Origin of the sequence: Aliarcobacter butzleri (assembly GCF_900187115.1) — a bacterium.
Taxonomy (GTDB): domain Bacteria; phylum Campylobacterota; class Campylobacteria; order Campylobacterales; family Arcobacteraceae; genus Aliarcobacter; species Aliarcobacter butzleri.
On sequence record NZ_LT906455.1, the window covers coordinates 663,321 to 677,561 of the forward strand.

The window sequence follows — 14,241 nt, forward strand, 5'->3', positions numbered from 1 at the left end:
CCTTTATTGATTATTTTCATTTTTATTTGCAATATCTTTTAGTTTATCTTTTGTTGTTTTCACTTCTTCTTCAACTGCATCTTTTACACCATCTTCAACAACTTCTTGAACATTGTTTAAAGTTGAATCAACTTCTTGTTTTATCTCTTGAGTTGTATTTTGAATAGTTGAAGGAGTATCAGTAACTGTTTCAATTGCCTTATCAATATTATTTGTCAAAGCAGTTGTGTCAAGTTTAATGATAACAGAACCAACATCAAGCAAGTAAGGCATCAAAATAGAAGTTTTAAATTGTTCATCAATAACTTTTTTAAATGAATTAACTTGATAAAGTGCATAAGCAATAACAGAAAATATTAAAAATATTTTTGCCATTCCAAATAAAAACCCAAAAAATCTATCGATTATTCCTAATCCACTAGCTGAAAATATTTTGCTTACAACAACTCCAGCACTATAAGCAATAAGCCAAACAATAACTAAAGCAATTACAAATCCAATAAGTTTAATAGTAGCTTGATTTTCTAAAACCAATACAGGAGCGATTAATTCTCCTGTTTGTGTAGAAATTCTTGAAGCTACAAAAATTGCTCCGATTATGCCTATAATTCCAAATATTTCTTTGATAATTCCTCTAAAAAGTCCTTTTAATCCTAATAAAAGAGTAATAGTAATTATAACTAAATCAAAAATTGCAATATTTTGCATAAAGATAATCCTTTTTTCAATAATCCGTGAATTTTACCGAATTTTTTCAAAATAGAAGTTTAAGTAAATTAAATATTCTTTTGGATAAAATTTTGTTTATGATAAAAAGATACCCAACAAAACAGATATACGTAGGAAATATTCCTATTGGTGGTGATGCACCAATCCCAGTACAATCAATGACATTTTCTAAAACATCAGATGTCAAAGCAACAGTTGATCAAATCACAAGATTGCACTTTGCAGGAGCAGACATAGTAAGAGTTGCAGTTCCAAATAAAGAAGCTGCTGATGCATTAAAAGAGATAAAATCACAAGTTCAATTACCACTTGTTGCTGATATACATTTTCATTACAAATTAGCTTTAATTGCGGCTGAAGTTGTGGATTGTATACGAATAAATCCAGGAAATATTGGTGATAAAAAAAGAGTTCAAGAAGTTGTTCGTGCTTGTCAACAGCGAAATATACCTATTAGAATTGGAGTAAATTCTGGGTCGCTTGAAAAAGAGTTTGAAGATAAATATGGGCAAACACCAGAAGGTATGGTTGCAAGTGCGGATTATAATATCAAATATCTTGAAGATTTAGGGTTTACAGATATTAAAGTCTCACTAAAAGCAAGTGATGTTCAAAGGACTGTTGAAGCTTATAGAAAATTAAGACCGATGAATAATTATCCTTTCCATTTAGGAGTTACTGAAGCTGGAACACAATTTCATTCAACTATAAAATCTTCTATTGCTTTAGGTGCTTTATTACTTGATGGAATAGGTGATACTTTAAGAGTTTCTATGACAGGTGAGTTAGAAGAAGAGATAAAAGTAGGGCGAGCAATACTTAAAGATGTTGGAATTGCAAAAGAGGGTTTAAATATTATTTCTTGTCCAACATGTGGAAGAATTGAAGCGGATTTAGTAAGTGCAGTATCTGAAATAGAAAAAAGAACAGCACACATAAAAACTCCACTTGATGTTTCAGTTATGGGATGTGTTGTAAATGCTATTGGAGAAGCTAAAAGTGCAGATGTTGCAATAGCTTTTGGAAAAGGTAGTGGATTAGTGATGAAAAAAGGTGAAATTATAGAAAAACTTTCTGGCGAAGCTTTAATAAATAAATTTATTGAAGAAGTTGAATTTGAGGCCAAAAAGAGAAGTTAATGGATTCTATTTTAGATATATCAAATTTTCAAAAATTTTTAAAAGATGAAGAAGAGATAATAATTGATGAATTTTTGAGAAAATATATTATAAATTTTAGAAAAATAGAAGATGAAGAATCACAAAAAATAGAAAATTTCTTTACTTTAATCATCAAATCAATTTGTAGTGGTGATATAAAAAGTGCCACTTCAATTTATAAAGATTTGATAGATTATAATATTGAACTAGATATACCTTATATAATGCTAACTTATGAACTTATAAATCTTAAAAAAATTATAATGGAAAAATTAATTTATAAAGATGTAAGAGATGAACTTATGCAGTTATATAAACTACATTTGTTTTTTGAAGATATGATAGCAAAAACATATCTAAATAAATATATAGTTGATTTGAATAAAAAAAATAATTTTAGCTTATCAAATTTAAGTGGAATTTCTCAAAGCAATATAATTTATTACTACAAAATGCATTTAGAGTGGTTGGAAGATTTAGCTAAAGCTATTGTTTTAGCAGATATAAATATTTTTCCAGAAATAAATCATAATTTATGTACTTTTGGAAAGTGGTTAGATAAAGAAGGTTTAGAAATTATAAAAAATAGTTCTAAGTATAAAAATATTTCTAAACTTCATGAAAATTTACACTTTTTTGCAAAACAGATTAAAAATTGTCTTATTGAAACGCAAGGTAATAATCATATTATTTTGATTTATTTAGAAAAATGTGAAATGATATCTTTATCTTTAGGAACAGAACTTGCATTAATAGATAATACTTTGATAAATTCTGAAGCTTCAAAAGATCCATTAACTGGAGCTTTAAATAGACAAAGATTAAGTCAGTTGTATCAAAATCAATTAGAAATCTCATTTGCAACTTTTGAGCCTTTTGTTATTGCAATGTGTGATTTTGACCACTTCAAAAATATAAATGATACTTTTGGACATTTAGCTGGTGATAAAATGTTAAAAAGCTTTGTACATATTGCAAAAAAACATCTAAGAACTTCAGATATAATCATAAGATATGGTGGTGAAGAGTTTATGATAATTCTTCCTGCAATAAATACAAAAAAGGCAAAAGATATTTTAAATAAAATTAGAGAAGATATTGCTAATTTTGTTTTAAACTTGGACGGAAATAAAATATCAGCAACTATTAGTATCGGAATGATAGAAATCTATCCAGAAAATGGAAATAATAGTTATTTCAAAGATTTTGAAAATACTATTTCATTGGTAGATAAAAAATTATATGAAGCAAAAAATAGCGGAAGAAATACTATTTGTTGATATTTATTTAGCCCTAACTTAGTTTTGGCTAAAATATCCATCTTTTATTATTGGGAGTAAAAATGGATAGTGTTTATAGTATAAATATAGAAAGAGCTGTTTTAAGTTCGATTTTTTTTAATCCTGAAGAGTTAGAAGATATTTTAGGAATTTTAAAACCAAAAGATTTTTATCTACCTGCACATAAAAAAATCTTTGAAGTAATGGTTAAACTTCATGATGAAGGTATGCCAATTGACGAAGATTTTATTAGAAATAAAGTAAATTCAAAAGATGTAGATGATTCTATACTTCTTGAAATACTATCTGCAAATCCAATTACAAATACTTTAGCCTATGTAAGAGAAATAAAAGATAGTTCAGTTAAAAGAGAACTAGCTTCATTGGCAACAACTATAAAAAAAGTTGCTATTGAAGATGAAGTAAGTGCAAATGAAGCACTAGATACTATTCAAGGTGAGTTATATAAAATCTCAACTGATAGTGCAACTTCTGAACTAAAAGATATGCAATCAATTACTCATTCAACTCTATCTTATATTGAAAAAATGAAAAAACTTGGTAATAAACACTTAATTGGTGAAACAACTGGGTTTGATGCACTTGATAGAAGAACAACAGGTTTTAATGAAGGGGATTTAGTAATAATTGCAGCGCGTCCTGCAATGGGGAAAACGGCCCTTGTTTTAAATATGGCATTAAAAAATGTAGAAAGAGGAAAAGGTGTAATATTTTTCTCTCTTGAGATGCCAGCAGAGCAACTAATGCTTAGGATGTTATCTGTTAAAACTTCTATTCCATTACAAAACTTAAGAAAAGGTGATATGGATGATGCTCAATGGTCAAATTTGAGTTCAGCTTTTGATAGCTTAAATACAAAAAAACTTTTTGTTGATGATGGTGGAAGTGTAAATATTAATCAACTTCGAGCAAGAGTGAGAAAACTAGCTCAAAATGAAGATAATAATATAAAACTTGTAATTATCGATTATCTTCAACTTATGCAAGGAATTGGTACAAAAGATAGACATCAAGAAGTTTCAGATATCTCAAGAGGTCTTAAGATGCTTGCAAGGGAACTTAAAATCCCTATTATTGCTTTATCTCAGCTAAATCGTGGACTTGAAAGTAGACCTGATAAAAGACCAATGTTAAGTGACTTAAGGGAGTCTGGAGCTATTGAACAAGATGCTGATATTATCATGTTTGTTTATAGAGATGATGTTTATAAAGAAAGAGATGAAGCAAGAAAAGAGAAAGAAGCAAAAGATAAAGGTGAAGATTATAAATCAAAATTTATAAATAAACCAATAGAAGAAGCTGAAATAATAATAGGAAAACAAAGAAATGGACCAATAGGTACTGTAAAACTTGATTTCCATAAAAACTTAACTAAGTTTTTGGATAAAGAAAATGAACATGGTGCTGCTCCAATAGAAGTTATCTTTGAAAATGTAGCAGATATAGAAAAAGAAACAAATATAGATATACCAAATATTTTATAATTATTTGTAATAATTATAAGCTAATTTGTAGTAAAATAAAAGTTATTAATTTATTTAGGATAAGTATGAAAATAGCAATAGCAGGAACAGGTTATGTAGGTTTATCAAATGGCTTACTTCTATCTCAATACAATGAAGTAATAGCACTTGATATAGTTCCACAAAAAGTTGAAATGCTAAATAATAAAATGTCACCAATAGAAGATAAAGAGATAGAAGAGTATCTAAAAAAAGATCATATAAATTTTAAAGCAACTTTAGATAAAAATGAAGCTTATAAAGATGCTGATTTTATAATTATCGCAACACCAACTGATTATGATGAAAAGACTAACTATTTTAATACAAAATCTGTTGAAGCAGTTATAAAAGATGTACTTGAAATAAATCCAAATGCTACAATGGTTATCAAATCAACAGTGCCAGTTGGATATACAAAAGAAGTAAGAGAAAGATTTGAAACTTCTAATATTATTTTTTCACCAGAATTTTTACGAGAGGGAAAAGCTTTATATGACAACTTATATCCAAGCAGAATAATCGTAGGTGAACAATCAAAAAGAGCTGAAACTTTTGCAAAATTATTAGAGCAAGGTGCTATAAAAAAAGATATTCCAGTATTATTTACAGATTCAACTGAAGCTGAAGCTATAAAACTATTTTCAAATACTTATCTTGCGATGAGAGTTGCATATTTTAATGAACTTGACTCTTATGCGTCTGCTCATAATCTTGATACAAAACAGATAATTGATGGTGTTGGACTTGATCCAAGAATAGGAACGCATTATAACAATCCTAGTTTTGGATATGGTGGATATTGTTTGCCAAAAGATACAAAACAACTTTTAGCAAATTATAGTGAAGTACCAAGTAATCTAATAGAAGCTATTGTAAAATCAAACTCTACAAGAAAAGATTTTATAGCAGATAGTATTATTAGAAAAAATCCAAAAATAGTTGGTATTTATAGACTTGTGATGAAAACTGGAAGTGATAATTTTAGAAGTTCTGCAATACAAGGAATAATGAAAAGAATAAAAGCAAAAGGTATAGAAGTAGTAGTATATGAGCCAGTATTAAATGAAGATACATTTTTTAATTCAAGAGTAATAAAAGATTTAAGTGAGTTTAAAAAGATATCGGATGTAATAGTAGCAAATAGACTAAGTGATATTTTAAAAGATGTACAAGACAAAGTTTATACTAGAGACATTTTTGGAAATGATTAAGGGGAAATAATTGAAGATATTAGTTACAGGAACAGCCGGATTTATAGGAAGCCATCTAGCTATAAAATTACTTGAAAGAGGAGATGAAGTAGTAGGGCTTGATAATATAAACGATTACTACGATCAAAATGTAAAATATGGAAGACTTCAAAGGACTGGGATAATAAATAATATAGAAGATGGTAAAAATATACCTTATGGAAAACTAATAACTTCTATAACAAATCCTAAATATAAATTTATCAAAATAAATCTTGAAGATAAAAATTCTATGATGAAACTTTTTGAAACAGAAAAATTTGATGCGGTTTGTAACTTAGCAGCTCAAGCAGGAGTAAGATATAGTTTAACAAATCCTGATGCGTATATGGATAGTAATATTATAGGATTTATGAATATTTTAGAAGCCTGTCGACATAATAATGTAAAAAATTTATCTTATGCAAGTAGTTCATCTGTTTATGGATTAAATGAAGAACTTCCTTTTTCAACAAATCACAATGTAGATCATCCTATTAGTCTTTATGCAGCCAGTAAAAAATCAAATGAACTTATGGCTCACACTTATAGCCATCTTTTTGGAATATCTACAACAGGTTTGAGATTTTTTACTGTTTATGGACCATGGGGAAGACCTGATATGGCACTATTTTTATTTACAAAAGCTGCACTAGAAGGAAATAAAATAGATGTATTTAATAATGGTGAAATGTTAAGAGATTTTACTTATATAGATGATATTGTTGAAGGTGTAATAAGAGTTATAGATAATCCTGCAAAATCTGACAAAAATTGGAATGGAAAAACTGGAGAAACTTCAACTTCATCTGCTCCATATAAAATCTATAATATAGGAAATAATAATCCTGTTAAACTTATGGACTTTATAAATGCTATTGAAAATAAATTAGGTAAAATTATAGAAAAAAATATGATGCCAATACAAGCAGGAGATGTTCCTGCAACTTATGCAGATGTTAGTGATTTAGTTGAAAACTTAGGATATAAACCAGCTACTCCTATACAAAAAGGAGTAGATAATTTTGTGGATTGGTATTTGGAATTTTTTGGATATGATAAGAAAGGAAATAAAATAAAATGAGTAAAATTTGTGTAATTGGTCTTGGATATGTAGGGCTTCCTTTAGCTCATGCTTTTAGTGCTAAATATGAAGTGGTAGGTTTTGATATATCAAAATGGAGAATAGACGAACTTTCGACTGGATATGATAGAACATTAGAACTAACAGAGAATCAAGTAAAAGAAGCAATAAAAAATGGTATGAAATTTTCATTAGATATAAATGATATAAAAGATTGTAATATTTATATTGTAACGGTTCCGACGCCAATAGATAAAAACAAAAGACCTGACTTAACTCCTTTAATAAAAGCTAGCGAAACAGTAGGAAAAGTTCTTAAAAAAGATGATATAGTTATCTATGAATCAACAGTTTATCCAGGTGCAACAGAAGAAGACTGTGTTCCTGTGCTTGAGAAATTCTCAAATTTAAAATTTAATGTTGATTTCTTCTGTGGATATAGCCCAGAAAGAATCAATCCTGGAGATAAAGAGCATACTGTTACTAAAATATTAAAAGTAACTTCAGGAAGTACTCCTGAAATTGCTAAAAAAGTAAATGAACTATATGCTAGTATCATAACAGCTGGTACTCATCTCGCACCTACAATAAAAGTTGCCGAAGCTGCAAAAGTTATAGAAAACTCTCAAAGAGACATAAATATAGCTTTTGTAAATGAATTAGCAATTATTTTTAATAAACTTGGTATCAATACAAATGATGTTTTAGCAGCTGCTGGAACTAAATGGAATTTTTTACCATTTAGACCGGGATTAGTTGGAGGACATTGTATTGGTGTAGATCCATACTATCTTACTCATAAAGCTCAAAGTATAGGTTACAACCCTGAAATCATACTAGCAGGAAGAAGACTAAATGATAATATGGGAATCTATGTAGCTAATCAAGTAATAAAACTTATGATAAAAAAAGGTCACAAAATAGAAGGTTCAAAAGTATTAGTACTTGGAATTACTTTTAAAGAAAATTGTCCAGATATAAGAAATAGTAGAGTAATAGATGTAATAGAAGAATTACAAGAGTTTGGATGTAATATAGATATTTATGATCCATGGGCAGATGCAAAAGAAGTGGAACATGAATATAATTTAAAACTAATAAAAGAGTTAAACATAGCTAAATATGAAGCAATAGTTTTAGCTGTAGCTCACAATGAATTTAAAGAATTAAAACTTAAGACAGATAATAATGTAGTATTTGATATTAAATCTATTTTGGATGAAACAGACGGGAGATTATAAATATGTCAAATAAAAAGAATTTTGCACTTATTGGGGCAAGTGGTTATATCGCACCAAGACATATGAAGGCTATTAAAGATACAGGTAATGAACTTGTAGCAGCACTTGATCCTTATGATGGCATTGGTATTATGGATAGTAATTTTCCAGAAGCTTCTTTTTTTACTGAATTTGAAAGATTTGACAGATTTGTTGACAAATGGCATAGAGATGGAAATAAAAAAATAGAATATATGGCTATTACTACACCAAACTATTTACATGATAGTCATATAAGATTTGCATTAAAAAGTGGAGCTCATGCAATTTGTGAAAAACCTTTAGTATTAAATCCTCATAATATAGATCAGCTTGAAATAATTGAAAAAGAGACTGGCAAAAAAGTTTATAATATATTGCAGTTAAGACTTCATGATTCTATAATTGCATTAAAAGAAAAAATTTCTAAAGAGTTAGAAAAAGATCCAAATAAAATATATGATATTGATTTGACATATTTAACAAGCCGTGGGAAATGGTATTTTGTATCGTGGAAAGGTGATGAATCAAAATCTGGTGGAATAGCTTCAAATATTGGAGTTCATTTTTTTGATATGTTATCTTGGATATTTGGTCCAATAGAAGAAAATATTGTTCATTTAAAACAAGCAGATGCAAATGCCGGTTATATGAAACTAAAAAATGCTAATGTTAGATGGTTTTTATCGGTGAATTATGATTATATTCCAGATGAAATAAAAGATACAGGAAAAAGAACATTTAGAAGTATAATAGTTGATGGTGAGGAGTTTGAATTTAGTGATGGTTTTACTGATTTACATACAAAAAGTTACCAACATATATTAAATGGTGAAGGTTTTGGATTAAAAGAAGCTAGAAATTCAATCAATATAGTTTCTGAAATAAGAAAACTTAATCCTATTGGACTAGTAGGAGACTATCATCCTTTTTGTAAAAAAATATTAGGTTAAAGTTATGGCTTCTTTTTTTGCACATGAATCTTGCTATGTTGATGAAAATGTAACTATAGGTGAGAATACGAAAATCTGGCATTTTTCGCATATTTTAAGTGGTTCAAATATCGGGAATAATTGTTCATTTGGGCAGAATTGTGTAGTTGGACCAAAAGTAAATATAGGAAATGGCGTAAAAGTTCAAAATAATATCTCTATTTATGAAGGTGTTGAAGTAGAAGATGATGTTTTTCTTGGTCCTTCTATGGTATTTACAAATGTTATAAATCCAAGAGCTTTTATAGTTCGACGTGAAGAATTCAAAAAAACAGTTCTTAAAAAAGGCTGTAGCATTGGAGCAAATGCTACTGTTGTTTGTGGTGTAACTATTGGAGAATTTGCATTAATTGGTTCAGGAGCTGTTGTAAATAAGGATGTAAAACCGTATGCACTTATGGTTGGAGTCCCTGCAAAGCAAATTGGATGGGTATCAAAAGCTGGAAATACACTGAAATTTGATGAAAATGATGAAGCAGTTGATACTTTTGATAATAGTAAATATAAAATCCAAAATAATAATTTAATTTTAATAGAAGAGTAAAAATGAAGATAGATTTTGCAAACTTACAATATCAACATCAATTATACAAAGATGAAATAGAAAATGCTATTTTAAAAGTGACAAGAAATTGCAACTTTATCATGGGAAATGAAGTACAAGAACTTGAAAAAAGTCTTGAAGAATTTACTGGTGCAAAATACGCTGTATCTTGTAGTAATGGAACAGATGCATTACTTCTTGCTATGATGGCACTTGATATAAAACCAGGCGATGAAGTAATAACTACTCCTTTTACTTTTATAGCAACAGCTGAAATGATAGCATTTTTAGGTGCAATTCCTGTATTTGTAGATATTGATGAAAAAACTTATAATATTAATCCTGATTTAATAGAAGAAAAAATCACTTCAAAAACAAAAGCTATCATTCCTGTATCACTTTATGGACAACCTGCTGATATGGATAAAGTAAACCAAATAGCCAAAATGTATAACTTAAAAGTAATTATAGATGGTGCACAAAGTTTTGGTTCTACTTATGATGGCATTACAGATTCTGCACTTGCTGATATTTCAACAACTTCATTTTTCCCTGCAAAACCACTTGGTTGTTATGGAGATGGAGGAGCTGTTTTCACAAATGATGAAGAAATAGCAAATAAAATGAAAAGTTTACGACTTCATGGTCAATCAAAAAGATATCATCATAAATATATTGGTATGGGTGGAAGACTTGATACTATACAAGCAGCTGTGCTTAATGTAAAACTAAAATATTATCCAAAAGACTTGGCAAAAAGAGCTGAAGTAGCTTCAAAATATACAAAAGCTTTAGAGAATAAATCAGGATTGGTACTTCCTTTTGTGGATAAAAAAGCAACATCAGCTTGGGCTCAATACTCTATAAGAGTAAAAAATAGAGATGAAGTTCAAAATAGATTAAAAGAAGCTGGAATTCCAACTGCAGTTCACTATCCTATGCCACTTCATCTTCAAGAGTGTTTTAAATATCTTGGATATAAAAAAGGTGATTTTCCTATTTCTGAGATAGTATCAGAAGAAATTATGAGTTTACCTATGAATCCTTATGTAACAGACGAAGAAATAAATTATATTAGTGAACAGTTATAATGGAATATGATTATTTAATAGTTGGTTCTGGAATCATAGGTATGACTATAGCGTATGAACTAATAAATCAAAACAATTCTTTAAAAATAGCAATTATTGATAAAGAAGACAATGTTGCAAAACATGCAAGTGGAAGAAATAGTGGAGTTTTACATGCAGGTTTTTATTATACAGCAAATAGTTTAAAAGCAAAATTTACAGTAGATGGTAATAAATTTATGAAAGAATTTTGTAGCAATTATGATATAGCAGTTAAATCAACGCAAAAAATAGTAGTGGCTAAAGATGAAAAAGAATTAGAGGGAATCTATGAACTTCAAAAAAGAGCAGAAATCAATGGAGTTGATACGAAAGTTATTGGGGAAGAAGAAGTTTTAAAAATAGATTCAAATATAAAAACATATAAAAAAGCACTTTTTTCACCAAATACAGCAAGTGTAGATCCTAAAGAAGTTTGTTATAAATTAAGAGATATTCTAAAAGAAAAAAGTGTTAAATTTTTCTTTAATACTTCATTTGAAGATTGTAAGTTAGAGTATAAATATCTTATAAATAGTGCAGGAGCTTATGCTGATAAGATTGCGCAAAAATTTGGTTTAGCAAAAAATTACACAATGCTTCCATTTAAGGGTATATATCTTAAATATATGACAAATAAAACTGACATAAAGACGAATATATATCCAGTACCAAATTTAGCAAATCCTTTTTTAGGAGTACATTATACTATTACAAGTGATGGAAGTATAAAAATAGGACCAACAGCAATACCTGCTTTTTGGAGAGAGAATTATGAAAATTTTAGAAATTTCAATTTGCAAGAGATGATAGAAATACTTTATTATGAAGTAAAACTTTTTTTATTTAATAGTTTTAATTTTAGAAATTTAGCAATAGAGGAAATTAAAAACTATAGTTCTAAAATATTTATACAAAAAGCAAAAAATATGGTAAAGAATATTGGAAATGATTTTAAACCAATTCCAGCTGGAATTAGAGCCCAACTTTTAAATACAAAAACAAATGAGTTAGTTCAAGATTTTGTAATAGAGCATGGAGTAAATTCAACACATGTGTTAAATGCAGTAAGTCCTGCATTTACATGTAGTTTTGCATTTGCAAAATATGTAGTTAATGAAATAAATGAAAATAAGAAGGAAAATAATAATGTCAAATAAATTAGAGAATGCAAGAGTTTTAGTAATTGGTGCAGCTGGATTTATTGGTGGTTTCGTAGTAAGTGAATTATTAAAAGAACAGGTTAAAGAAGTGATTATCTATGATAATTTTACTCGTGGAAAAATGGAAAATATTGAAGATAGTCTAAAAGATCCAAGATGCTCAATTTTTCCTTATGGTGGAGATGTAAGAGAAATTGATGTTTTGGATAAAGCAATGGAAGGTGTAGATTATGTATTTCATCTTGCTGCTATGTGGCTTTTGCATTGTAAAGATTTTCCTAGAACAGCTTTTGATGTGAATATATCAGGTACTTTTAATGTACTTGAGGCTTGTGTTAAACATAAAGTTAAAAAACTTATATATAGTTCATCTGCTTCAGTTTACGGAGATGCAGTTCAAGTACCTATGACAGAAGATCATCCTTTTAACAATAAGAATTTTTATGGTGCCACAAAAATAGCAGGTGAAGCTATGTGTACAGCATACAATGATAGATATGGTTTGGAGATAGTAGGTCTTAGATATATGAATGTATATGGACCAGGACAAGACCAACATGCGGTTTATAGTGGAGTAGTACCAATTGTTTTAAATAAAATTGATAGAAATGAAGCACCAAGTGTAAATGGAGATGGAAGTCAAGCTTATGATTTTATATATGTTGAAGATATTGCAAGATGTAATATTGCAGCTGCAAAATCAGATGTAAAACTTGGTTATTATAATGTAGGTACGGAAATACAAACAAGTATAAAACAACTTTGCGACACTATGCTAAAACTAAAAAATTCTGATTTAAAAATTAATTACGTTCCATATAGTGCAGATGATGCAAGACAATTAGTTCAAAATAGAATAGGTTCAAGAGAAAGAGCAGAAAAAGAACTAGGATTTAAATATAAATATTCTTTGGAAGATGGACTTAAAAAGTTGATTGCATGGAGAGAAGAAAAAGGGATTAGAGGATAATACCATGAAACTGAATATACCTATTACAAAAACAATTTTTGGTGATGAAGAAAAAGAAGCTATAGTTAAACCTCTTGAAACAGGTTGGGTGGTACAAGGTCCAAATGTAGCAAAATTTCAAACTATGTTTGCAGATTTTACAGGAAGTAAATATGCTCATGCATCAAGTAATTGTACTACAGCACTTCATCTTGGTCTTGAAGCTATGGGTATTACAAAAGGTGATAAAGTAATAGTGCCTTCTTTTACCTATGTAGCAAGCGCAAATGCTGTTGAATATACAGGTGCTGAAGTAGTTTTTTGTGATATAGATTTAAAAACTTTTAATATTGATGAAACGAAACTTGAAGAAATGATTAAAAAAGATAGTTCAATAAAAGGAATTATGCCTGTAAATCTTTTTGGATTATGTGCAAATATGCCATATATTATGGAATTGGCTAAAAAATATAATCTGAAAGTTATAGAAGATAGTGCATGCGGATTTGATGGATGGATTGGAGATAAACACTCTGGTACTTTTGGAGATTGTGGATGCTTTTCTTTTCATCCTAGAAAATCTATTTGTACAGGTGAAGGTGGAATGCTTATCACAGATGATGAAAATATAGCTTCTAAAGTATCTCAATTAAAAGATCATGGAGCTAGCAAATCTGATCTTCAAAGACATAAAGAAAAAGGAGGTTCTTTACTTCCTGATTTTACAATGAGAGGATATAACTATCGAATGACAGATATGCAAGGAGCTCTTGGAGTTTGTCAAATGAATAAAAAAGATTATATTATGAATGGTAGAAGAGAAGTAGCTAATAAATACGATATCGCACTTAAAGAAATAGCACAGCTTATAACACCGTATATTCCAGAAAATTATAGACACGGATACCAATCTTATGTTTGTATATTTACAGATGGGGAAGATATATCAAATCTAACAAAAGAGCAGATAGATAGAATTAATATAAAAAGAAATATTTTTATGGAAAAACTCGAAGAAATGACAATAGCTACAAGACAAGGAACTCATGCTGTCCATACTTTAGGTTACTACAAAAATAAAAATAATTTTAAAGATGAAGATTTTTTAATGAGTTATGCAGCAGATAGATTATCTATTGCTCTTCCATTATATGCGGGAATGACAAATGAAGAGTTTGATTATGTTATTTCAAATATTAAAGAAGCATTGAAATAAT

General features: G+C 28.7%; 13 protein-coding genes. 12 read left to right on the forward strand and 1 reads right to left on the reverse strand.

Features of this window, described 5'->3' with window-relative positions; translation table 11 throughout:
- Positions 1 to 3: 3 nt before the first annotated feature.
- A complete protein-coding gene (locus CKV87_RS03280; RefSeq protein WP_012012426.1) occupies positions 4 to 708 on the reverse strand; it encodes a CvpA family protein in 705 nt (234 codons plus the stop codon).
- A 98-nt stretch (positions 709 to 806) separates the two neighbouring features.
- On the opposite strand from CKV87_RS03280, the gene ispG reads away from it, so the two are divergent.
- The 12 genes from ispG to CKV87_RS03340 all read left to right on the forward strand — a co-directional run bounded on the left by ispG (position 807) and on the right by CKV87_RS03340 (position 14,240).
- Positions 807 to 1,868 (forward strand): flavodoxin-dependent (E)-4-hydroxy-3-methylbut-2-enyl-diphosphate synthase, encoded by a 1,062-nt coding sequence (ispG, locus tag CKV87_RS03285; RefSeq protein WP_012012427.1) that lies wholly within the window; start codon positions 807 to 809, stop codon positions 1,866 to 1,868.
- A complete protein-coding gene (locus tag CKV87_RS03290; protein WP_012012428.1) occupies positions 1,868 to 3,169 on the forward strand; it encodes a diguanylate cyclase in 1,302 nt (433 codons plus the stop codon). The genes ispG and CKV87_RS03290 overlap by 1 nt, the downstream gene beginning before the upstream one ends.
- 62 nt (positions 3,170 to 3,231) lie before the next feature.
- Positions 3,232 to 4,674 carry a replicative DNA helicase gene (locus CKV87_RS03295; RefSeq protein ID WP_004510714.1) on the forward strand — a complete coding sequence of 481 codons (1,443 nt, stop codon included), beginning with the start codon at positions 3,232 to 3,234 and terminating at the stop codon, positions 4,672 to 4,674.
- A 65-nt stretch (positions 4,675 to 4,739) separates the two neighbouring features.
- On the forward strand, positions 4,740 to 5,906 hold the full coding sequence (locus CKV87_RS03300) for a nucleotide sugar dehydrogenase (RefSeq protein ID WP_012012429.1): 1,167 nt from the start codon (positions 4,740 to 4,742) through the stop codon (positions 5,904 to 5,906).
- A 10-nt stretch (positions 5,907 to 5,916) separates the two neighbouring features.
- Positions 5,917 to 7,008 (forward strand): NAD-dependent epimerase, encoded by a 1,092-nt coding sequence (locus CKV87_RS03305; protein WP_012012430.1) that lies wholly within the window; start codon positions 5,917 to 5,919, stop codon positions 7,006 to 7,008.
- Positions 7,005 to 8,249: a Vi polysaccharide biosynthesis UDP-N-acetylglucosamine C-6 dehydrogenase TviB gene (gene tviB, locus CKV87_RS03310; protein ID WP_012012431.1), complete on the forward strand. Its 1,245-nt coding sequence runs from the start codon at positions 7,005 to 7,007 to the stop codon at positions 8,247 to 8,249. Before CKV87_RS03305 ends, tviB begins: the two co-directional genes overlap by 4 nt.
- 2 nt (positions 8,250 to 8,251) lie before the next feature.
- Positions 8,252 to 9,220 (forward strand): Gfo/Idh/MocA family oxidoreductase, encoded by a 969-nt coding sequence (locus tag CKV87_RS03315; RefSeq protein WP_012012432.1) that lies wholly within the window; start codon positions 8,252 to 8,254, stop codon positions 9,218 to 9,220.
- A gap of 4 nt (positions 9,221 to 9,224) precedes the next feature.
- Entirely contained in the window at positions 9,225 to 9,803 is a 579-nt protein-coding gene (locus tag CKV87_RS03320) for an acyltransferase (protein ID WP_004510719.1), read from the forward strand.
- A 2-nt stretch (positions 9,804 to 9,805) separates the two neighbouring features.
- Entirely contained in the window at positions 9,806 to 10,894 is a 1,089-nt protein-coding gene (locus CKV87_RS03325) for a DegT/DnrJ/EryC1/StrS family aminotransferase (RefSeq protein WP_012012433.1), read from the forward strand.
- Positions 10,894 to 12,072 (forward strand): L-2-hydroxyglutarate oxidase, encoded by a 1,179-nt coding sequence (lhgO, locus tag CKV87_RS03330; protein ID WP_004510721.1) that lies wholly within the window; start codon positions 10,894 to 10,896, stop codon positions 12,070 to 12,072. The genes CKV87_RS03325 and lhgO overlap by 1 nt, the downstream gene beginning before the upstream one ends.
- Positions 12,062 to 13,045, forward strand: coding sequence for an SDR family NAD(P)-dependent oxidoreductase (locus tag CKV87_RS03335; RefSeq protein WP_228126924.1), 984 nt, complete (start codon positions 12,062 to 12,064; stop codon positions 13,043 to 13,045). Before lhgO ends, CKV87_RS03335 begins: the two co-directional genes overlap by 11 nt.
- A 4-nt stretch (positions 13,046 to 13,049) precedes the next feature.
- A complete protein-coding gene (locus tag CKV87_RS03340; RefSeq protein ID WP_012012435.1) occupies positions 13,050 to 14,240 on the forward strand; it encodes a DegT/DnrJ/EryC1/StrS family aminotransferase in 1,191 nt (396 codons plus the stop codon).
- The last annotated feature ends 1 nt before the right edge of the window (position 14,241 follow it).